This window comes from Sphingomonas sp. CFBP9019, assembly GCF_034045155.1.
GTDB lineage: Bacteria > Pseudomonadota > Alphaproteobacteria > Sphingomonadales > Sphingomonadaceae > Sphingomonas > Sphingomonas aerolata.
In genome coordinates this window covers 682,685-703,177 of sequence record NZ_JAXCWK010000001.1, presented here as the reverse complement: position 1 = coordinate 703,177, position 20,493 = coordinate 682,685, and the positions used below count along the sequence as shown (strand labels likewise).

15 protein-coding genes and 1 pseudogene are annotated in these 20,493 nt (G+C 68.2%); 4 read left to right on the top strand and 12 right to left on the bottom strand.

The features are described 5' to 3' along the window. Positions 1-6: 6 nt before the first annotated feature. Together SOM18_RS03030 and fucP are read right to left on the bottom strand one after the other, a co-directional pair. Complete coding sequence (locus SOM18_RS03030; RefSeq protein WP_031441683.1) at positions 7-747, bottom strand: SDR family oxidoreductase; 741 nt, start codon at positions 745-747, stop codon at positions 7-9. Next, positions 744-2,078 carry an L-fucose:H+ symporter permease gene (fucP, locus tag SOM18_RS03025; protein WP_235188449.1) on the bottom strand — a complete coding sequence of 445 codons (1,335 nt, stop codon included), beginning with the start codon at positions 2,076-2,078 and terminating at the stop codon, positions 744-746. Before fucP ends, SOM18_RS03030 begins: the two co-directional genes overlap by 4 nt. A gap of 118 nt (positions 2,079-2,196) precedes the next feature. On the opposite strand from fucP, the gene SOM18_RS03020 reads away from it, so the two are divergent. Together SOM18_RS03020 and SOM18_RS03015 are read left to right on the top strand one after the other, a co-directional pair. Next, complete coding sequence (locus SOM18_RS03020; RefSeq protein ID WP_320481266.1) at positions 2,197-3,051, top strand: amidohydrolase family protein; 855 nt, start codon at positions 2,197-2,199, stop codon at positions 3,049-3,051. Next, a complete protein-coding gene (locus SOM18_RS03015; RefSeq protein ID WP_031441680.1) occupies positions 3,048-3,824 on the top strand; it encodes an SDR family oxidoreductase in 777 nt (258 codons plus the stop codon). The genes SOM18_RS03020 and SOM18_RS03015 overlap by 4 nt, the downstream gene beginning before the upstream one ends. Before the next feature lie 4 nt (positions 3,825-3,828). Here SOM18_RS03015 and SOM18_RS03010 read toward each other — a convergent pair whose 3' ends face one another. Then, entirely contained in the window at positions 3,829-4,167 is a 339-nt protein-coding gene (locus SOM18_RS03010; RefSeq protein ID WP_031441679.1) for an L-rhamnose mutarotase, read from the bottom strand. 47 nt (positions 4,168-4,214) lie between these two features. Continuing rightward, positions 4,215-5,027: an IclR family transcriptional regulator gene (locus SOM18_RS03005; protein WP_042467679.1), complete on the bottom strand. Its 813-nt coding sequence runs from the start codon at positions 5,025-5,027 to the stop codon at positions 4,215-4,217. Positions 5,028-5,171: 144 nt separating this feature from the next. On the opposite strand from SOM18_RS03005, the gene SOM18_RS03000 reads away from it, so the two are divergent. After that, positions 5,172-5,492, top strand: coding sequence for a hypothetical protein (locus SOM18_RS03000; protein ID WP_031441677.1), 321 nt, complete (start codon positions 5,172-5,174; stop codon positions 5,490-5,492). 13 nt (positions 5,493-5,505) lie between these two features. On the opposite strand, the gene SOM18_RS02995 is transcribed toward SOM18_RS03000, so the two are convergent. From SOM18_RS02995 to SOM18_RS02960, 8 genes and pseudogenes are all read right to left on the bottom strand, one after another. Beyond that, positions 5,506-6,774 carry a histidine-type phosphatase gene (locus tag SOM18_RS02995; protein WP_031441676.1) on the bottom strand — a complete coding sequence of 423 codons (1,269 nt, stop codon included), beginning with the start codon at positions 6,772-6,774 and terminating at the stop codon, positions 5,506-5,508. Next, positions 6,774-9,683 (bottom strand): TonB-dependent receptor, encoded by a 2,910-nt coding sequence (locus SOM18_RS02990; RefSeq protein ID WP_414712095.1) that lies wholly within the window; start codon positions 9,681-9,683, stop codon positions 6,774-6,776. The genes SOM18_RS02995 and SOM18_RS02990 overlap by 1 nt, the downstream gene beginning before the upstream one ends. Before the next feature lie 80 nt (positions 9,684-9,763). After that, a complete protein-coding gene (locus tag SOM18_RS02985; RefSeq protein ID WP_320481264.1) occupies positions 9,764-10,690 on the bottom strand; it encodes a FecR family protein in 927 nt (308 codons plus the stop codon). Between the two features lie 7 nt (positions 10,691-10,697). Further along, positions 10,698-11,204 (bottom strand): RNA polymerase sigma factor, encoded by a 507-nt coding sequence (locus SOM18_RS02980; RefSeq protein WP_042467674.1) that lies wholly within the window; start codon positions 11,202-11,204, stop codon positions 10,698-10,700. An 84-nt stretch (positions 11,205-11,288) separates the two neighbouring features. Continuing rightward, a pseudogene (locus SOM18_RS02975) lies at positions 11,289-12,701 on the bottom strand (efflux transporter outer membrane subunit). Between the two features lie 10 nt (positions 12,702-12,711). After that, positions 12,712-15,891, bottom strand: coding sequence for an efflux RND transporter permease subunit (locus SOM18_RS02970; RefSeq protein WP_192190994.1), 3,180 nt, complete (start codon positions 15,889-15,891; stop codon positions 12,712-12,714). A gap of 155 nt (positions 15,892-16,046) precedes the next feature. Beyond that, positions 16,047-17,315 carry an efflux RND transporter periplasmic adaptor subunit gene (locus SOM18_RS02965; RefSeq protein WP_192190993.1) on the bottom strand — a complete coding sequence of 423 codons (1,269 nt, stop codon included), beginning with the start codon at positions 17,313-17,315 and terminating at the stop codon, positions 16,047-16,049. 371 nt (positions 17,316-17,686) lie between these two features. Next, positions 17,687-18,559 (bottom strand): oxygenase MpaB family protein, encoded by an 873-nt coding sequence (locus tag SOM18_RS02960; RefSeq protein WP_031440715.1) that lies wholly within the window; start codon positions 18,557-18,559, stop codon positions 17,687-17,689. Between the two features lie 119 nt (positions 18,560-18,678). Between SOM18_RS02960 and SOM18_RS02955 the strand changes: the two genes are divergently transcribed. After that, positions 18,679-20,490 (top strand): DUF885 domain-containing protein, encoded by a 1,812-nt coding sequence (locus SOM18_RS02955; protein ID WP_320481263.1) that lies wholly within the window; start codon positions 18,679-18,681, stop codon positions 20,488-20,490. Positions 20,491-20,493: the final 3 nt, after the last annotated feature.

Here is a 20,493-nt window from a genome sequence, read left to right as displayed (position 1 = left end):
AGGTGGTTAGTTGACCCAGCCGCCGTCGATGACATGGGTCGTGCCGGTGGTGAATGCACTCTCGTCGGACGCAAGGTACAGCGCGAGGGCTGCGATCTCCTCGGGGCGGCCAAGGCGGCCGACGGGCTGGCGCGCGACGAAGGCGGCGGTCGCCTCTTCGAGCGGAATACCGGCCGCGCTCGCCTGCTCGGCGACGCGCTGGCGCAGCGACGGGGAATCGATCGTCCCCGGGCAGATCGCGTTGCAGCGGACGCCGCGCAGGACATAGTCGGCCGCGATCGCCTTGGTCAGACCGATCACCGCGGCCTTGGTCGTGCCATAGGCGAAGCGGTTGGGAATGCCCTTCACGCTCGATGCGATCGAGGCGAGGTTGACGATCGATCCGCTGCCCTGCGCGAGCATGCCCGGCAAGAAGGCGCGGCACAGCCGGTACATCGACGTGACGTTCAGGGACATCGAAAACGCAAAGGCGTCCTCGTCGCAGGCCAGGATATCGCCCGCATGGACATAGCCTGCACCGTTGACGAGGATGTCGATGTCGCCGATCTGGGCCGGGAGCGCCGCGACCGCTTCCGCATCGGTGACGTCGAGCATGATGGGCGTGACGCCCGGGACGGTCGCGAGCAGCTCGCCGTTCAGGTCGGCGGCGTAGACCGTCGCGCCCTGTTCGACGAACGCCTCCGCGATCGATCGGCCGATGCCCTGCGCCGCAGCGGTCACCAGCGCGCGTTTACCGTTCAGTCTCAATGGATCGTCCTCATGGTAGGGGAAAGGGGGGCGTCGGTCGCGCCGCGCGCGAACAGCGCGACGACCGCGAAACAGATCAGCGGCAACGCCATCGCGACGTGAAGGCCACCCGCTGCGCCCGCGATCAGGCCCATCACCGGGGGCACGAGCGCGCCACCGATGATCGCCATGATGATCAGCGACGAGCCGATCGTCGCGCGCGGTCCGAGATCGCGGACGCCGAGCGCGAAGATCGTCGGGAACATGATCGACATGAAGAAGCTAGTCAGCCCCAGCGCACCGACCGCGATCCAGCCGCCCGACAGCATCGCCACCGCGCACAGCGCGATGTTGGCGACCGCACAGCCGAACAGCAACCGGGTCGCCGGCAGCCTGTGCATCAGCGCGGCGCCGATGAACCGCCCCGCCATGAACAGCACGAGGCTGAGCGACAGGAGATAGGCGGCCGAGCGCTCGGGCGTGGCGGGCAGGCTGTCCTTCACGAAATCGACGAAGAAGCTCCAGATGCCGACCTGTGCGCCGACATAGAAGAATTGCGCGACCACCGCGCGCCACAGCCCCGGCGCGCGCAGGACCGTGAACAGCCCGTCATGCGCGCTGTCGTCGGTCTTGGTGTCGAGCGCGGGGAGGCGGACCAGTGCGATGGCGGCGCCGACCAGCACGACGATGATCGCCAGCAGCAGATACGGCAATTGCACCATGCGCGCCTCGGCGACGCGATAGGCAACCAGCTGCGCCTGCGGCATCGTCGTCAGCGTTGCCGCGTCATGCTCGACGCCTGAGAAGATGAACAGACCGCCGATCGTCGGCGCGAGCACCGCGCCGAAACCGTTGAACGCCTGGGCGAGGTTCAGCCGCTGTGAGGCGCGCGCCGGATCGCCGAACGCGACGATATAGGGATTGGCGGCAGTTTCTAGGAAGGCAGCACCCGACGCCAGCACGAACAAAGCGCCGAGAAAGGCCGCATATTCGCGGACTTCGGCGGCGGGCCAGAACAGCAAAGCGCCGATCGCGTACAGCGCCAGTCCGGTCAATATGCCGGCGCGGTATCCGAAGCGGCGCATGACCAGACCCGCGGGCAGCGCCATCACGAAATAGCCGACATAGAAGACGAACTGGATCAGGCCGGCCTGCGCGCGGTTGAGGTCGAGGGCCTTCTGGAACTGGCGAATCAGGATGTCGTTGAAGTTGTTGGCAAGCGCCCAAAGGAAGAACAGGCTGGTGACGAGGATGAAGCCCGTCCGGAATCCCGGCCGGATGAAACGCCCTGCGCTCGTCGCGGTGTCAGCTATGTCGGCCATGTGGCTCGAGCCCTTCGCAGCGTGTGCCATGACATCCTCTCTTCGTCGCCTCTGGTGCGATTGCCGCCATCATAGGCCTTGAGAGAGGTTTGCATATATAAAAAATCATGTCACAGGTGAGCAACAAGAGAAGGGATGCAAAAGCCCGATGGTGAAGAGGATCGATGCGCACCAGCATTTCTGGCGTTATCGCGCGGCGGAGTATGGCTGGATCCAGTCCGGCAGCGTGCTCGCGCGCGACCGGCTCCCGGTCGATGTTCGGCCCGCGCTGGAGGCCACCGCGTTCGACGGCTGCATCGCGGTGCAGGCCTGCCACAGTGCGGCGGAGACCGACTGGCTGCTGGGCCTTGCCGATGCGAACTTCTGGATCATGGGCGTCGTCGGCTGGGTCGACCTGACCGCGCCCGACGTCGCAGCCCGGCTCGACCGTCACGCATCGCGGTCGCTTGTGGGCATACGGCACATCGCGCAGGACGAACCTGATCCGCGCTATCTGCTCCGCCAGGATGTCCTGCGGGGCGTGCGGACGATCCTGTCGCGCGGTCTCGCCTATGACATACTCGTCCGCGGGCCCGCACAACTGGCAAGCGTTCCCGACCTGCTCGCCGCGGCCGGGCCGGGGTCGCTGGTGCTCGATCATGGCGGCAAGCCCGACATCGCGGGTGGCGAATGGGGCGCATGGGCCCGGACGATCGCAGCCATCGCCGCCTTTCCAGACGTCACCTGCAAACTGTCGGGGCTGGTGACCGAGGCCGATCATGCCGCCTGGTCGCCGACCGACATCGCGCGGTATCTCGACCATCTGCTCGCCTGCTTCGGACCGGACCGGCTGATCTTCGGATCCGACTGGCCGGTGTGCCTGCTTGCCGCCGAGCATGCGGCGGTGGTCGAGTTGATCAAAACCTTCGTCGCGCGCGCCTGCCCGGGGCACCGCGATGCGATCTTTGGCGGCACGGCGGCGCGCGTCTATCGCTTATCTACTATCGAGGATGGACTATCATGAAGCTGGAACTCGACGGTAAGCTGGTGATCGTCACCGGCGGTGGCGCCGGGATCGGCGGCGCGATCTCGACGCTGCTCGCGGAGGAGGGCGCGATCCCCGCGATCCTCGGGCGCAGCGCGCTCGACCCTGCGTTCGAGGCGAATATCCGTACGCTTCAGCCCGCAACGATGTTCATCCGTACCGAGATGACCGACGACGCCGCCTGCGCCTCGGCAGTCGCACAGATCGTCGCGGCGGGGCACGGCATCCACGGCCTGGTCAACAATGCGGGCGCCAATGACGGGATCGGGCTTGAGGCGGGAACGGCGGCCTTCCTCGCGTCGCTGGTCGCTAATGTCGGCCATTATTACGGCATGGCGCATCATTGCCTGCCGCACCTGAAGGCCAGCCGCGGCGCGATCGTCAACATCTCGTCGAAGACCGCGCTGACCGGGCAGGGCCAGACCAGCGGCTATGTCGCCGCCAAGGCCGCCCAGCTCGGCCTGACGCGCGAATGGGCGGCGGCGCTGGTCGGCGACGGCGTCCGCGTCAACGCGGTGCTTCCCGCCGAGGTGATGACGCCGCTCTACCGCGCGTGGATCGACACGTTCGACGATCCGCAGGCCAAGCTCGACGAGATCGCGGGCAACATCCCGCTTGGCCGGCGGCTGACGACCGATCGCGAGATTGCCGATACCGTGGTGTTCCTGCTGTCGGCGCGGTCGTCGCACACGACCGGGCAGTGGATCATCCCCGATGGCGGCTACACGCATCTCGACCGCACGCTGACCTGACCGGTCAGCCCTGCTCGTCGAGCGCGAAGATCCGTTCGGCGGGCAGCCATTTCTCGCCCGGCTGCGCGCTCGGCAACGGACGCTGGAGGCGTGACATCGCGGCTTCCCACGCGACCACGGCGGGATCGGACGCGTCGGCCGCGGCCTTCGCCTCGGGGTCGAAGCCGGGACCGGTCCGCATCATCATCACCAGCCGGTCATCGCGCTGATAGATGTCCATCGCCTCGATCCCCGCCGCCCGGATCGAGGCGAGCACGGCAGGCGGCACCGCACGGTGGCGATCGCGATACGCCGCGATCAGCGCGGCATCGTCGTGAAGGTCGAGGAAGAGGCAGTGCCACATGGTATCGTGTTCCAGTTCGAAAGGGGTAGGCGGCGCGCTTGCAGCGATCAGCCGTCGGATGCCGCGTCCGGTGCGCCATGGTCGACGACCCGCTGATACAGCCCGTCGCGGACTTCGGGGGACAGTTGCTCGGCGATCGTCGCGGCGGCGTGGCGCAACACAGCCTGCGACGCGTCCAGCGTCACGCGTGCGCCCGGGCCATCGACGAACGGCACGGTCAACGCCGCCCGCGCGGACCCCATCACCAGAATGGGCACCGACATGTCGGTGATCGCGTTCAGGACGGGACTGGGGGTGGTGTGCAGACCCTTCGCCGCGATCGCGTCCAGCTCCGCCGCCAGCGCGGCCGTGTCGAAATCCGCACCGGCCACACGCACGTCGTCGAGCATGGCCTGGCGCACATCCGCCGACTGGAACGCCAGGAGGACGCGTCCCGACGCCGAGCGATGCAGCGGCCGGCGATAGCCAACCCGGATGGCAAAGCCCGACAGGCTGGGGGCCTCGACGCCGACGATCACCACCATCTCGGCACCTGATGCCACCGCCATGTGACAGCTTTGCCCGGTCCGCCGCGCGACCTCGCTCATCACCGGGAGGGCAATCCCGACGAGGTTGCGGACCGGCGGCTGGCTCATGCCGAGCGCGAACAGCCGGTTGGTCAGCCGGTAGCCGTCATCGCCCCGCGCGATATAGCGATGTTCCTCGAGCACCTGCAGCATGCGGAAGATCTCGCTGACCGACCGGCCGAGCGCGGTCGAGATATCCGACATGTTGAGCGGCGCGGTGGCGGCGGCCAGCAGCTCGAGGATCTCGAGCCCCTTTTTGAGCGCGGGCGCCTGATAGCGCGATTTCGTCGTCATGGCTCCCCCGGTGCGCTTTTGGCGGCTTCTACGATCACCCACGCCAAGAACATAGCGGCTCCGTCGCAGGCTGGTAATTCAGGCCCCGCTATGGCGTGCGATCGGACGGATGGCATGCCGTGACAGACCTGCTAAGGCGGCGGCATGTCGAAAAATCTCAGCACTTCCGGTACAATCGACGTCGATGGCACCACCTATGACTGGCGCCTCGAGAGCGAGCCGCAATGGTCGGACGACGACGGATGGAAGGGGATGGTCCTTTCGCTGCTTGAAAAGGACTGCCAGCGCGAGGCGATGCTCGAATTTCCCGCCCCCAAGCGCCTGCTGAAGGGGTTGCCGCGCGGGCGGCTCCAGATCGACGATCCGACCATCTCGCGCGGTATCCGGGCGGCATTGGGCGCAGGCTGGGAGCCGATGTCGCGCGGCAAGCCCGTGGTGTTCGTCGTCGACGCCGAGGGCAATTAACCGCGCCCCCGCGTTACTCCTTCGGTGGGGGCGACACCTGATCGAGGACGTAGCGCGTGAAGCGGGGGAGCGGGCAGGGGTCGCCGCAGCCGGGGACCGGGATCGCGACGATCCCCGGCGGAGTCTGCGCCGACAGCGGGATGCGGTAGCGCATCTGGTCGAGCCCCTGCGCGACATAGCGGACCCGCACGACGCTCTTGCCGGTCGCGCCACGACGCCACAGTTCGAACACCAGTCCGCCGCCGGGGGCGGCTTCGCCGGCGCCGTAATCGGGCAGCGTCCAGTCGAGACCGAGCAGCCCGGCGAGCATCGTCACCGTGCCGTCATGGCCGCTGACGACAACGATCTTCTCTGCGTCGCCGATCGGGTCGGCCAGCGCGGTCGCGCCTGCACCGCGCTGGAGCGTCGCGAGCAGCCGCATCGCGAGATAGCTGCTGGTCTGGCGGCCGACTTCCGGGGTGCGCGTGCGCAGGTCGATGCCGGCGCCATGGACGGCGAGCGCCTTGCCGATCGTCGCCGCTTCGATTTCGCGCCAGCCGGGGAAGGCCAGCCCGTCCGCATAGGCCATGACGAGGCTTTCGGCGATGCCGGCGACCTGCAAGCTGGGCGAGGTGAGGTCGGGCTTGCCCGTCGCGTCGATCCGCATCGCGATCGGGGTATCGCCAAGCCGGCGCTGGACGCGGCTGCGCTCGGTCGTCGAGCACGGGATGCGGCGGCATTGCAGCATCAGCGCCTCGAACCGATCGCGGCCGGGGGTCTGGCGCGCGTCCCAGGCCGCCAGATCGCCGCCGACCCGCGCGGAGATTGCCGCGAGCATCCGCGGGGTGTCGAGCGGCGCGAGCGGGGTCTGCGGCGCCTCGAACAGCGGATCGGGGGCCGCCGCCGACTGGTGGATCGGCGCAGCGCACCCCGGCGTCAGGCCGGCGGCGAGTGCGGTCGCGGTCGCCTCGGTGCGCTGCGTGTGGTTCGCCCAGTAATAGACCGCGCAGTCGCTCGCGCCGAGCAGGCCCAGCTGCCGGTAGTGCGCCGCGTACCAGCCGCCGAGCATCGTCACGAGGGTGGCACCGTTGGCGGTCAGATGCCCCGCCGGCACCGCGAAGCGCGGCCAGGCGCGGCGGCTGTAGCGCCCGAGCTCCTCCGGGCTCGACATCGCGCTGCGGACGCCGTGGCGCATGACGATGACGACGCGTTCGAGTTTGTCCTCGCGCGGCGGCGGCGTTTGTGCCGGCGCGATGGACGAGGCGACCAGCGCGAGGCCAGCCGCGAGCGAGGCGAGCGGCATCAGAACTTCGCCCTGACGCCGGCCATGAACGTCCGACCGTAATCGGTATAGCCCGCAAACTGGTTGTCGCGGACATACTGCCATTGCACGCCGCCGGCCATGTTGATGCCCTGCACGACGAAGGTCACGTTCGGCGTCACCTTGTACGACATGTCGAAATCGAGGCTGCCGAACGCGCTGTCGTTGTTCGCGGCAAGCCCCGCGCCACCGACGTCGCGCAGCACGTTGCCGCGCCAGCTGTAGCTCACCCGCGCACCGACGCGCTCCTTCTCGTAGAAGGCGGTCAGGTTGAAGCTGTCCTTGGCGACGTCGACCAGCGCATCGCGGAAAACGCCGCCGGTCGCCAGTGCATAGGTGCCGCCGGTCTTCGTGTGCGTGTAATTGGCCTGCGCGCCGAGACCGTCGAACGGGGCGGGGAGCATCTTGAACAGCTGCTGATACGCGATCTCGACGCCGGCGACATAGGCGTCGCCGCCATTTTTCGGCGCGGTCAGGCGATAGGTCTGGCCGTCGAGGACGAAGTCGCGCGTCTGCTGGAACACGAAGGTCGTGATGTCCTTGTAGAACACGCCGCCGACCAGCGCGCTGCCCGGCGCGAAATACCATTCGACCGTGCCGTCATATTGCCACGCCTCGAAGGGTTTCAGCTCGGGATTGCCGCCGACCGCGGTGAGGACGGTCGGGCTCGAATTGATCGTCAGCCGCGGCGCCAGATCGGCGAGCGACGGCCGGGTGATCACCTTCGAGGCGGCGAACCGCATCTGCAGATCGGGCGAGACCTCGGCGACCAGGTTGAGCGAGGGCAGGAAATTGTCATAGGTCTTGTCGTAGCTGACGGGCAGCGCGACCTTGCCGTCATCGGCATAGCCCGACGAGGTCTGGCGCGTCCGGGCATAGCGCACGCCGATATCGCCGCGCACCGCGATGCCGGCGAGCGGGAACGCGAAATCGGCCATCGCGTAGCCTGCGAGGATCTCCTCGCCGATCGCATAGCTGTTGCGCAGATCGCCGCGTGCGAGCGGTGCAGCGAGCAGCGCCTCCTTGCCGGTGGCGGCGGCGAGGAACTTGACCGGATCGGGCATTGCCCAGCTGGTCGGCAGGGTGCCGTTCGCGCCCTTCAGGAAATCGTCGACCGGGAACGGGACGAAATAGCTCGCGTCGAAATATTTGCCGGCGATGCCGCTGGTGAAATTGATGTCGCGGCGATCATAGGCGCGCGTTCTTTTCTGGTATTTCACCCCCGCACGCAGCGCGCTGACCACACCGGTCAGGTCGCGGGTCACGTCGAGCTTGGCAGCGCGCTCCCGGTCCTTCGAGTCGTTGACGCGATATTCGATCCGCCGTCCGGGCAGCAGCGCCGGGTTCGACAGGTCGGCGTTCAGCAGCGTGACGTCGGGCAGGCGATCGCCCGCCTTGCCGAAATCGAACGTCGTCGCGCCCACCGTGCCAAGCAGCCGCGTGCGGTAGATTGGTTCGGGCGTATTCGAATAGGCCTGGCCGATGCTGCCGTCCGCGGCGATCGTCCAGCCGCCCGCCTGCCAGCGCGCATTGGTGCCGACCAGCCAGTTCTTGTACTGGAGCACCGACGTCTCGCGACCGATCTGCGTGGTCGAGGCGGTCGTCGTCGCACCGGTCAGCACGCCGTTCTCGATCACCGCGCTGCCCGGCACGATCCCGCGCGGCAGGTTGGAGCCATCCGCTGCCGAATAGGTAAGCTCGTCATAGGCGACGTTCAGCCGGCTCCAAAGCCCGTCGACGTTCAGCTCGAACCGGTCGTCGGGCTTCCACTGCACCGCGCCGTTGATGCCGATCCGGTCGCGGTTCTCGCGCTCCAGCGTCGGGCGGATCGCAGTCGGGATCAGGATCGTGTCGCTGTCGAGCGAGCCGTTGCCGTCGGTGTCGATCTTGCCGTCCGCCCAGCCGACGCCGGTGATCCGGTCCTGCCGCGTGGTGCGCTCGTCATAGACGCCCGCGATCAGCGCGCCGAACTTGCCGTCCGGGCTTGCCCAGCTCGCCATGCCCGACAGTCGCGGATCGACCGCGTCGGCGAGGCGCGGCGAACTGGCCGTGGCGGATAGCGACAGCACCGGCTTCTTCAGGTCGAGCGGGCGGAAGGTGCGCAGGTTGATCGTGCCGCCGATGCCGCCTTCGTCGAGGCTCGCGCGCGGGCTCTTGATCACCTCGACCGCGGACATGAGTTCGGAGGGGAGCGTGTCGAACCGGAACTGGCGCCCGCTCTGGCCGCTGTCGCGAACATTCTCGTTCACCGCGACCGAGCGATCGTTGAGCGTCACCACCTGGAAATTGGCGCCGAGCCCGCGGATGCGGACGAACACGCCCTCGCCGCGATCGCGGACGATCGAGACGCCGGGCACGCGCTGGAGCGCTTCGGCGATGTTCTGCGCGGGAAACTTGCCGATATCCTCGGCCTTGACGACGTCGATGACGTTGGTCGCCTTGCGCTTCTGCGCCAGCGCACCGGTCAAGCTGCTCGCATAGCCCGTCACGACGATCTCGCGGGTCTCGTCGGACGGCGCGGTCGCTGCGGTCTGCGGCGCTGCGGTCTCGACCGTCGCGGCAACGATCAGCGCGCCATTGGGCTGCTGGTGGACCATCAGCCCGGTGCCGGCGATCAGCCGCTCGACCGCGGCGTGCGGTGCCATCGTGCCGTCGATCGCGGGTGCGGTCCGACCGGCAACCGCAGCGGGCGTGAACAGGATGTCGATGCCGCTCTGGCGGGCGAGCGCTTCGAGCGATCGGCCGAGCGGCTGGACGCCGAGATGCACGCGTACCATTTTGGCCTGCGCGATCGCCGCGGCGGGTGCAAAGGCGGTCGACAGCGCGGCGCAGGCTGCGCCCATCACGAACGAACGGCGCAGGCGCCGGCGATTGGTCGTCACGGTGTTCATCCCCCCAAGGAAGGCGGCGATACTGCCGCACCTCCTCGACGGGCGAGCCGCGATCTACCCCACCCCGCTGACGCGAATTTTTATCCGCCGAGCAGGACGGCACCGTCCATCGTTCGCAACCGCAGGTCGAGCAGCGCTGCGAGCGCACGCCCCAGCGCCACGTTGTCGCCCATCCGGTACATGCCGCTCACCTGCAGTCCGGCGACCGCCGGGTCGGCGATCACCAGCCGCGTCGCGCTGTACCGGTTCGCCTCCTCGGCAACCGTCGCGAGCGTGTCGTCGTGAAACGCGGCACGACCGCTGGTCCAGGCGCGTGTCGCCGCGAGCTCAGGCCGATCGATCACATCGTTCCGCAGCCGCGAGCCGTTGGTCAGGAGTTGCGCAGCGCCAGTCGACGTCGTGGCAGCGATCGTCGCCCGCCCTTCGATCGCAGTAAAGGCCACCCCGTCGCGCGCGTCGCAGCGCAGGTCGAAGCGGCCCGCGCCGGCGGTCATCGCCCGGTCGGCCGCGGTGATCGTGAACGGGGTCGCGGATGGCGCGACCGTCAGGTCGATGCGACCTTGCGTCAGCCAGAGCCGCCGCCGCCGCTCGGTCGCGACCACATGAAGCCGGGTGACCGCGTCGAGCAGCAGGGCCGAGCCGTCGGGCAGCACGATTCGTCGCTGCTCGCCGATCCCTGTCCGATACGGCGTCGCGGCATAGGCTGCCTGGAACACACCGGTTCCCGCGACCGCGGTGACCGCGAGTGCCGCGACCCCGCCCAGCGCGCGGCGGCGCGTCACCACCGGTGCGCGCGACGGTGCGGTTCCCGGGACCATGTCCCAAAGGTCGGTCGCGCGCTCGAACCGTTCGGCATGTTCGGGGTTCGCGGTCAGCCACTGTCGGAAGACCGCCGAGTCCTGTGCGCTGACGTCGTCCGCGTTGAGCCGCGCGATCCATTCCGCCGCGGTGCGTTCGGGCGCCGCCTTGTCCGAAAACATCCGGTCTAGGGATTTGCGGCCATGCATTGCGTGCTCACCAATCCTCCGTCCAATCGACCAGGAAGGTCATCGCCTTGGCCATGTGCTTTTCGACCGCACTCTGGCTGATTCCCAGACGTGCAGCAATCTCGCGATATTTATACCCGTCGAGCCGCTGCATCAGGAAGATCTCGCGGGTCCGCGGGCTGAGACGATCGAGACCCTCGCGCACCCGGTCGAGCCGCGCCTTCGCGATCAGCACTTCGTCCTGGATCGGCGAACAGTCGCGCAGCCATTCGATCGTCCCCGCGTCTTCGCTCGCACCGCGAACCGCCTCGCGCCGGAACGCATCGCGCCCGCGATTGACCGCCGCATGGACGAGGAACGCCTCGCCGTTGCGCGGCGCCGCGGGCAGCGTCGCCAGGCTGACATAGGCGTCGTGGAGCAGATCCTCGCCATCCGCCCGGCGCGTCAGCCGTTCGACCTGCGCGCGCAGACGCGTCCAGCCCGCCCAGAGGCGACCGGGCCCCGTATCGACCACGCTGAGCTCGGACGTCCCCATCGGCCCAGGCGGTATGCGCCCGCCGGTACAGTTTGATGACGTGTCGGGGACGGATCCGTGACATGCGACGATGCCGCGCCGGTGTCAGCCCGCGGGGCGGCCCGGCGCCTGCCATCCCCCGCCGAGCGCACGGAAGAGGTCGACCTGCGCACCCGCGATCCGCGCGTCGGCCGCGGCAAGCTCGGTATCGGTATCCGCCAGCGTCCGCTCGGCATCGAGGACGTCGAGAAAGTCGATCTGGCCTTCCCGCTGGCGCGCGCGGGTGATGCGCGCGGCGGTGGCGGCGTTGTCATGCGCGGACTGCAGCTGCGTTCGGCCATCGAGCTCGCGCGCATAGTTGGACAGCGCAGTCTCGGTCTCCTCGAGCGCGGTCAGCACGCTGCCGTCGAAGCTGGCGAGCGCACCGCGCGTATCGGCCTCGGCACCGGCGATGCGCGCGCGCGCCGCCGATTAATTGACCGACCAGTTGAGCAGCGGACCGAGCAACCAGCGGATCGGCCCGCCGGTGAACACGTCGCCGACGCTCAGCGCGGTCGAACCGATCGACCCGCCGAGCGCAATCTGCGGATAGAGCTGCGACGTCTGCACCCCGATCCGTGCCGTGGCGGCGGCGAGGCGGCGTTCGGCGGCGTGGACGTCGGGGCGCCGTGCGAGCAGACTCGCGCCATCGCCGATCGGGATCGGCCGGTCGAGACGCGGCGTGGTCGTGCGCGCGCCGGCGCTGGCGGGCAGATCCTGCGGGGTGCGGCCGGTGAGGGTGGCGAGGCGGAAGAGCGCGGCCTGACGTTCGGCTTCGATCTGCGGGATGTTCGCGGCGCGCTGATCGCGCAGCGCAGCGATCCGGACCTGATCGAGACGCGCGGCGCGACCCGCGTCGACCCGCTTGCCGGTCAGCGTGTTCGATTTCTCGAGCAGGTCGACGATCCGCCGGGCGACCGCGAGGCGTTCGGCGGACGAGGCGGCGTCTACATAGGCGCGCGTGGTGGCGGCGACGATCGAGACCCGCACCGCATCGGCATCGGCCTGCGCCGCGCCGACGTCGCCGCGCGCGGCCTCGACGTTGCGGCGGACGCGGCCGGCCAGATCGACCTCGTAGCTGACGTCGAGCCCGACATCGTAGGTGGCGCGCTCTCGGTCGAAGCCGGGCAGGTTCTGGAGTTGCGAGGTGCGCGCGTAATTTCCGCTGCCGCTGGCGTTCACCTGCGGCTCGCGATCGGTCTTGGCGCCGCGCAACGACGCGCGCGCGCTGTCGAGCCGGGCGACCGCGACGCGCAGGTCGGTGTTCGCCGCGAGTGCATCCGCGACGAGGCCGTCGAGGACCGGGTCGCGGTACATCCGCCACCAGTCGTTATCGGGCGCGGTCGTGATCGTCGCCGTGCTGACGGTGACGAACGACGCGGTCGCCTTGGGCGGGGTGATCGGCGCGACGTAATCGGGGCCGGCGGCGCACGCGGCGAGCGTCAGCCCCGAGAGGCTCGCGAGAAGCAGGGACTTCATGAGGCTGGTCCTATTCGGCTGGCTGAAGCGTCGGCTGGGCAGCGGCTGGCTTGCGGCGTTCGAACCGCATCGCCAGCGCCCGAGCGACGACATAGAAGGTTGGGGTGAAGAGCAGCCCGAAGCCGGTCACGCCGATCATCCCGAAGAACACCGCGGTGCCGAGCGCCTGGCGCAGTTCGGCGCCGGCCCCGTCGGCGATCACCAGCGGCACCGCGCCGAGAATGAATGCGAAGCTCGTCATCAGGATCGGCCGCAACCGGTCCTTCGCCGCGCGCACCGCCGCCTCGACCGGCGACAGCCCGTCCTGCTCCTCGGCCTGCTTGGCGAACTCGACCACGAGGATCGCGTTCTTGGCGGCGAGCGCGATCAGCACGACCAGCCCGATCTGCGTGAGGACGTTGTTGTCCATCCCCCGCAAATTCACCCCGGTCATCGCCGCGAGCAGGCACATCGGCACGATCAGGATGATCGCGAGCGGTAGCGTCAGGCTCTCATATTGCGCGGCGAGGACAAGGAAGACGAACAGCACGGCCATCCCGAAGACGAGCGCAGCGGTGCTGCCGGCCGCCTTTTGCTGATAGGCGATGCCGGTCCATTCATGCGCATAGCCCGCGGGCAGCGACGCATCGGCGAGCTTCTCCATCGCCACCAGCGACTGGCCCGAGGAATAGCCCTTCGCGGTGTCGCCATCGACCTCGACCGCGGGGAAGAGGTTGTAGCGGACGACGCGGTACGGGCCGGTCTTGTCGCGGAACGTCGACACCGAGCCGACCGGGACCATCTGGCCCGAATTGGAGCGCGTCTTGAGGTTGGCGATGTCCGCGGTGGTGTTGCGGAACGGAGCGTCGGCCTGCGCGGTGACGCGGTAGGTGCGGCCCAGCAGGTTGAAGTCGTTGACGAACGCCGAGCCGAGATAGACCTGCAACGCCTCGAACACGCGCTCGGGCGGAACGCCGAGGAGGTTGGCCTTGGCGCGGTCGACATCGGCGAAGATGCGCGGCGTGGCGGTGTCGAAGAAGGTGTAGACCTGCGCCAGGCCCTTGGTCTGGTTCGCCTTGCCGATCAGGTCGTAGCTCGTCTTGCCGAGGTCGCCATAGCCGTGGCCGCCTTGGTCCTGCACCATCAGGCGATAGCCGCCGGCCGAGCCGATGCCCTGGATCAGCGGTGGCGGGACGATCAGCAGGCGCGCTTCGGTGATGTCGCCGGTCGCCTTCTGCGACTCCGCCATGATGCTGGCGAGCGTGACGCCGAGCTTCTTGCGCTCGGCAAAGCTCTTGAGCGGGATATAGGCGGCGGCCGAGTTGGGGGCGAGAGTCTGCGACGGGCCGTCAAACCCGGCGAGCATGACCGCGCCCTTGACGCCGGCGAGCGGCAGGATGCGTTTCGCGACCTTCTGCATCACCGCATCGGTACGCTCGACCGACGAGCCGGGCGGAAGCTGGATGACGGTCAGGAAATAGCCCTGGTCCTGCGCTGGGACGAAGCCCGACGGGGTGACCATGAAGACGCCGACCGTGACCGCGATCAGCGCGGCATAGGCGACCATCATCCGCTTCGGCGCGGCGACGAGGCGCGCGGTGAGGCGGGCATAGCTTTCGCTCATCCGCTCGAACCCGCGGTTGAACGCATCGCCCGCGCGGCGCACCGTGCGGGTCAGGCGATTGCCCGAGCCGGCAGGGGCGGTGGGCTTGAGCAACATCGCGGCGAGCGCTGGCGACAGCGTCAGCGAGATGAGCAGCGAGATGATCGTCGCGGTCGAGATCGTGACCGCGAACTGGCGGTAGAACGCGCCCGACAGTCCGGTGAGGAACACCGTCGGGATGAACACCGCGCACAGCACGAGCACGATCGCGACGAGCGCACCCGACACCTCGTCCATCGACGTGCGCGCGGCCTCCAGCGGCGAGAGCCCGTGTTCGAGGTTGCGCTCGACATTCTCGACCACGACGATCGCGTCGTCGACGACGATCCCGATCGCGAGGACGAGGCCGAACAGCGACAGGTTGTTGAGGCTGTAGCCGAATGCGGCGAGCACCGCGAAGGTGCCGATCAGCGAGACCGGGATCGCCACGATCGGGATGATCGCCGCGCGCCATTTCTGGAGGAAGACGAGGATGACCAGTACCACGAGGATCATCGCCTCGAACAGCGTATGCTTCACCGCGTCGATCGACTGCGCGATGAACTCGGTCGGATTGTAGATGACCTTGTATTCCAGGCCCTTGGGAAAGCGCTTCGACATGGCTTCCATCTCGGCGGTGACGGCCTGCGCGGCGCCGAGCGCGTTCGAGCCGGGACGCTGGAAGACCGCGGCGATGACGGTGGGCTTGCCGCTGAGATAGGTGTTGGCGCCGTAATCCTGCGCACCGAGCTCGACGCGCGCCACGTCCGAGACGCGGACCTGGCGGCCCTGCGCATCGGTGCGGATGACGACGTCCGCGAACTGCTTGGGATCGGTCAGGCGGCCCTGCGTCTCGACATTGAGCTGGAAGGCACTGTTGCCCTTGTCGTACGGCGGCTGGCCGAGCGTGCCGGCGGCGACCTGGACGTTCTGTGCGCGCAGCGCCGCGACGATCTCGCCTGCGGTGAGGTCGAGCGCGGCCGCGCGTCCGGGGTCGATCCAGACGCGCATCGAATAATCGCGCGCGCCGAACAGCTGCACGTCGCCGACGCCGTCGATGCGGCTGAGGCGATCGCGGACCTGCGTCAGCGCGTAGTTGGAGATGTAGCCGCGATCGAGCGAGTTGTCGGGCGAGACGAGGTTCACGACCATCAGGAAGTCGGGCGAGGTCTTGCGCGTGACGACGCCCAATCGCTGGACGTCCTCGGGCAGGCGCGGGACCGCGACCGCGACGCGGTTCTGGACGAGCACCTGCGCGGCATCGAGATCGGTGCCGATCTTGAAGGTGACGGTGATCGTCACCTTGCCGTCGCCGGTCGATTGCGACGACTGGTAGAGCATGTTGTCGACGCCGTTGATCTCCTGCTCGATCGGCGCGGCGACGGTTTCGGCGACCGTCTCGGCCGACGCGCCCGGATAGGTCGCGCTGACGGTGACGGTGGGGGGGACGATGTCGGGATATTGCGACACCGGCAGCGACATATAGGCGATCGCACCGACGATCGTGATGATCACCGCGATCACGCCCGCAAAGATCGGCCGGGTGATGAAGAAGCGCGAGAAGCGCATGGGAATTTCCTCGGTAGAGGGGGGCGCGACCTCGCGGACGAGACGCGCAACACCAGCCGTTCCCCGGCGGAGGCCGGGGTCCAGTTGGGCGAACCGCAATGATTACATCGAAAAGCTATGCCACCTGGGCCCCGGCCTTCGCCGGGGAACGGTGGTTATCTGGCGAGCGTGGCCTCACCCGAGATGGGCTGGACCGACGCCGGAGCAGGCGCACCGGTCGCGACCGCGATCCGGCCTGCCTTCGGCGCAACCGTGGCACCAGGCATGGCCATCTGGGTCCCCTGGATGATGACCCGGTCGTTCGGCCCGATCCCCGAGCGGACGATCCTGAGGCCATCGACTACCGGCCCGAGTTCGACCGGTTTCTGGCTCACGACGTTCTTCGCATCGATCGTCAGCAGCACTTTCCGCGCCTGATCGGTCTGCACCGCGTCGTCCGGCACCAGCAGAGCCTGCCGCGTCCCCGCACTCGCGAGGCGCATGTTGCCGAACATCCCCGGCGTCAGGAAATAGCCGGGGTTGGCGAGCACCGCTCGGCCGCGGATCGTGCCCGAGCGCTGGTCAAGACCGTTGTCGGTGAAGTCGAGCTTGCCCTTCCAGCGATGCTCCGTCTCGTCCTGCAACTGGATCTCGACCGCCGCCGGGGTCGCGCCGGGCTGCCGTGCGCGCTGCGTCTTGAGGTAGAGCGCCTCCGACCCGTCGAAATTGAAGTAGATCGGATCGAGCGCGTTGATCGTCGTCAGCACGGTGCCGCCGGTGCCTTCGCCGCCCGCGACCTGGTTGCCGGCATCGACGCGGCGATCGGAGATGCGCCCGCCGATCGGCGCGCGAACCTGCGTGAAGCCGACGTCGAGTGCGCGGGCACGTTCGCGCGCCTGCGCGGCGGCGAGTGCGGCGCTGGCGGCTTCGAGCTTGCCACGCAGCGCGTCGACCTCACCCGCCGAGACGGCTTCGTCCGCGACCAGCCGCTGCGCACGGCCGAGGTCGGTCCGCGCAAGCGACAAGGCGCTCTTGGCGCTCGCGACGTTGGCGTGCGCCTCGGCCAGCGCGGCGGCGAACGGGCGCGAGTCGATCGTGAAGAGCAGCTGTCCCTTGCGGACGATATCGCCGTCATGGAAGTGGACGCCGGTGACTTCGCCCGCGACACGCGGCCGGATCTCGACGCTGCGGCTCGGCGCGAACCGGCCGACATAATCGTCCCATTCGCTCACCTGCCGTACCAGCGGGGATGCGAACGTGACCGAGGCGGGCGGGGGCGCCGCCATCGCCGCATCGGGCTGATCGAGCAGCCGGACGCCGATCGCACCTATTAGCGCGACCGGCACGAGCAGCATCGCGCCGCGCTGCCAAACGGGTCTGCGTCGGGGGGCAAGGGCCTCCACCGGCGTGGCGTCGGCCGCCTTGATCGGGGTGAACACGGTCATGCCGCATCGCTCCGTGATCGATCGGCTGACGTGCATGTGAAGCTGGGATATGCCATGGGATTGCCCCCCGTTGTAATGGACATGCGTCACCGATCGTCGGTGCGCGCGGCATCGACAGTCCAGATGACAAGCGTGGACGATATCCGGTCGCCGGCATTACGCCGTAACCGGTCTGAAAACTGCGGAATTCTTGGCGTTCGACTAGGACAGTGTCGGCAACTTCGCTGGCCGGAAGACGATTGACGGACGACAACTTGACCGACCATCGGCCGGGACTGTTTGTCTACCGGCTGGTATATAAAGCGCCGCGGAAACCTGTCAACCAGATTAACATACCGGCTGGTAGTTTAATCGCGACGGCCGGGGATCGGCTATTGGTCGACAAACGCCCAGCGTAATGTTCTCGCCAGATTGCGTGCGCCCGACGTGACGACGGGCCGCATCAAGGCCGGCGACCCCGCCAGCCCATGCATTCGCCGCGCCCATGCGGGCAGCAGGTCGACCGCGGCCTGCATCACGATACGCTGGACGGGCAGGGCGAGCGGGTTCGCGGGCGTCTGCTCCAGCACGAACCGGGCAACCTCGCGCGTCCGGGCATCCGCGACGAGCTGCGGGCGCATGGTCTGCAGATAACGGTCCGTTCCCGCCCGATCCCGCGGCAGCGATGCGGCGCCGAGCAGTTCGCCGACCTCGGCGAACGCGGCATAATAGGCGTCCTGCTCGGCCATGCCGAGCCGGTGCTCGCCGAAACGCTGCCACGCGGCGAGGAAGCACCAGGCCTCCGAGACATGGACCCAGGCGAGCAGCGTGGGATCGTCCGCGCGGTAGGGCGTGCCGTTAGGGAGCGTACCGGCGATGTGCGCGTGCACCGCGCGGACACGCGCGATCACCGCCTCCGCATCGGTGCGCTCGCCATAGGTCGTGACCGCGATGAACCGGGCGGTGCGCCGGAGCCTGCCGAGCATGTCTGTGCGGAAATTCGAATGATCCCAGACGCCCGCCAGAACCGCCGGGTGCAGCATCTGCAGCAGTAGCGCCGCGACGCCGCCGACCATCATGCTGACCACGTCGCCGTGGACCCGGCCGATAACCGCATCGGGCGAAAACATCGCCGCAGTGCTGCGCTCGACCGGCGCCTCGCCCCGCGCCTGGTCGTTGAACAGTGCACGCACCTGCCCGACGATCCGGGCCTTGGCGCCGGAGCTGGCCCGCTCTCGCAGCAGAGTAGGAAGGTCTTTCATCATGGCATGAACGCGCGATCGCCAATTTCGCGCCTGACGACGGAGCGGCGACGGAATTGGCGGTCCGTGATTGCGCTGACGGGATCCGCGCGCGACAAGCACGCATTCGACAGGAGAATGTAATGCGTCTTGCCTTTGCCCTATTGCTGCTGCCCACCGTGCCGATCGTCCTCGCCGCCGCCCCGGCGCCGGTGGAGACCCAGCGCGTCGCGGCGCAGGATGCGGCACTGCTCGCATTCCTCGACAAGGCCTATGACGAACAGCTTGATCTCAGCCCAGAATCGCTGACCCAGCTCGGTCTGAAGACGCATTATGACCGGCTCGACGATTATACCGACGCCGCCGCGGTTCGCGCGCAGGCCCTGTCGGAGCGGCAGCTGAAGGCCATGCGGTCGCAGTTCCGCCCCGACGATCTGGGCGAGAGTGCGCGGGTCAGTTACCGGCTGTTCGAATATGAGGTCGACCGCGGGCGGCAATCGCTGCGGTTCCGCAAGCTGCGCTTCCCCGTCACGACCAATGGCAGCCCCGCGGGCGACATCCCGGTGTTGCTGATCAACAACCATAAGGTCGATACGCTCGCCGACGCGCAGGCCTATATCGCACGGCTGCGCGATACCGAGCGCGTCATGCGCGAGGTCAGCACGACGATGCGCGAGCAGGCGGCGGCGGGAATCATCCCCAACAAAGTCAATTTCGCACCCGCCCGCGCCGATGCACGCGCCGTGCTGGTCGGTGCCCCGTTCGACGCGGGCGCGGATTCGACGGTCATGGCCGATTTCCGCAAGAAGGTGACCGCGTTGGCAGTGCCCGCGGCGACCAAGGCGACGTTGCTGGAGGAGGCGCGCGCGGCGCTGACGGGGCCGTTCCGTGCCGGCTATGACCAGCTGTTCGCGACGCTCGACGCGATCGAGCCGCAATCGAAGGGCAATTTCGGGGCCTGGAATCTGCCCGATGGCGCGGCCTATTATGCCGACCGGCTGAAGATCTCGACCACGACCGCGCTGACCGCCGACCAGATCCACGATCTGGGCCTGAAACAGGTCGCCGCGATCCGGCAGGAGATGGAGGCGATCAAGCGCGAGGTCGGCTTCACCGGCACGCTCGAACAGTTCTTCGACAAGATCCGCACCGATCCCCAGTTCAAATATCCCAACACCAGCGCGGGGCGCGAACAGTATCTCGGCGACGCGCGCGGCGTGATCGCATCGGTAATGGCGGCGGCCCCCCGCTATTTCCGGACCCTGCCCAAGGCGCCGCTCGAGGTGCGCGCGGTCGAGAAATGGCGGGAGGGCACGGCGTCGACCGCTTTCTACAACCCGCCGTCGGCGGACGGATCGCGGCCCGGCATCTATTACGTCAACCTGGTCGACATGAACCAGACGCAGAAGGTCCAGGTCGCCGGCATCGCCGCGCATGAGGGCGCGCCGGGCCATCATTTCCAGATCGCGCGCCAGCAGGAATTGACCGGCATCCCGAAATTCCGCAAGTTCGGCGGCTATGGCGCCTATATCGAGGGCTGGGGGCTGTATTCGGAGCGGCTCGCGAACGAGATGGGGGTCTATAAGGATCCCTATGCGCGGTTCGGCATGCTGTCGCTCCAGGTGTGGCGCGCGATCCGGCTGGTGCTCGACACGGGCATCCATGCCAAGCGCTGGAACCGTGACCAGGCGATCGCCTATTTCAAGGCGAACAGCTCGGTGTCCGACAAGGACATCGCGCGCGAGGTGGACCGGTATTTCAACTGGCCGGGGCAGGCGACCAGCTACATGGTCGGCCAGCTCAAGATCGCCGAACTGCGCGCGCGCGCCGAACGCGAACTGGGGTCGCGGTTCGACATTCGCGATTTCCACGAAGCCGTGCTCGACCAGGGCGCGCTGCCGCTCGACGTGCTCGACGAACAGGTCGGTCGCTACATCGCCTCGCACCGGCAATAAGGG

Bases quoted from the DNA above. Each gene is read 5' to 3' on its own strand.
- fucP (WP_235188449.1), bottom strand. From the start codon at position 2,078: ATGGCACACGCTGCGAAGGGCTCGAGCCACATGGCCGACATAGCTGAC.
- SOM18_RS03020 (WP_320481266.1), top strand. From the start codon at position 2,197: ATGGTGAAGAGGATCGATGCGCACCAGCATTTCTGGCGTTATCGCGCG.
- SOM18_RS03015 (WP_031441680.1), top strand. From the start codon at position 3,048: ATGAAGCTGGAACTCGACGGTAAGCTGGTGATCGTCACCGGCGGTGGC.
- SOM18_RS03010 (WP_031441679.1), bottom strand. From the start codon at position 4,167: ATGTGGCACTGCCTCTTCCTCGACCTTCACGACGATGCCGCGCTGATC.
- SOM18_RS03005 (WP_042467679.1), bottom strand. From the start codon at position 5,027: ATGACGACGAAATCGCGCTATCAGGCGCCCGCGCTCAAAAAGGGGCTC.
- SOM18_RS03000 (WP_031441677.1), top strand. From the start codon at position 5,172: ATGTCGAAAAATCTCAGCACTTCCGGTACAATCGACGTCGATGGCACC.
- SOM18_RS02995 (WP_031441676.1), bottom strand. From the start codon at position 6,774: ATGCCGCTCGCCTCGCTCGCGGCTGGCCTCGCGCTGGTCGCCTCGTCC.
- SOM18_RS02990 (WP_414712095.1), bottom strand. From the start codon at position 9,683: ATGAACACCGTGACGACCAATCGCCGGCGCCTGCGCCGTTCGTTCGTG.
- SOM18_RS02985 (WP_320481264.1), bottom strand. From the start codon at position 10,690: ATGCATGGCCGCAAATCCCTAGACCGGATGTTTTCGGACAAGGCGGCG.
- SOM18_RS02980 (WP_042467674.1), bottom strand. From the start codon at position 11,204: ATGGGGACGTCCGAGCTCAGCGTGGTCGATACGGGGCCCGGTCGCCTC.
- SOM18_RS02970 (WP_192190994.1), bottom strand. From the start codon at position 15,891: ATGCGCTTCTCGCGCTTCTTCATCACCCGGCCGATCTTTGCGGGCGTG.
- SOM18_RS02965 (WP_192190993.1), bottom strand. From the start codon at position 17,315: ATGACCGTGTTCACCCCGATCAAGGCGGCCGACGCCACGCCGGTGGAG.
- SOM18_RS02960 (WP_031440715.1), bottom strand. From the start codon at position 18,559: ATGATGAAAGACCTTCCTACTCTGCTGCGAGAGCGGGCCAGCTCCGGC.
- SOM18_RS02955 (WP_320481263.1), top strand. From the start codon at position 18,679: ATGCGTCTTGCCTTTGCCCTATTGCTGCTGCCCACCGTGCCGATCGTC.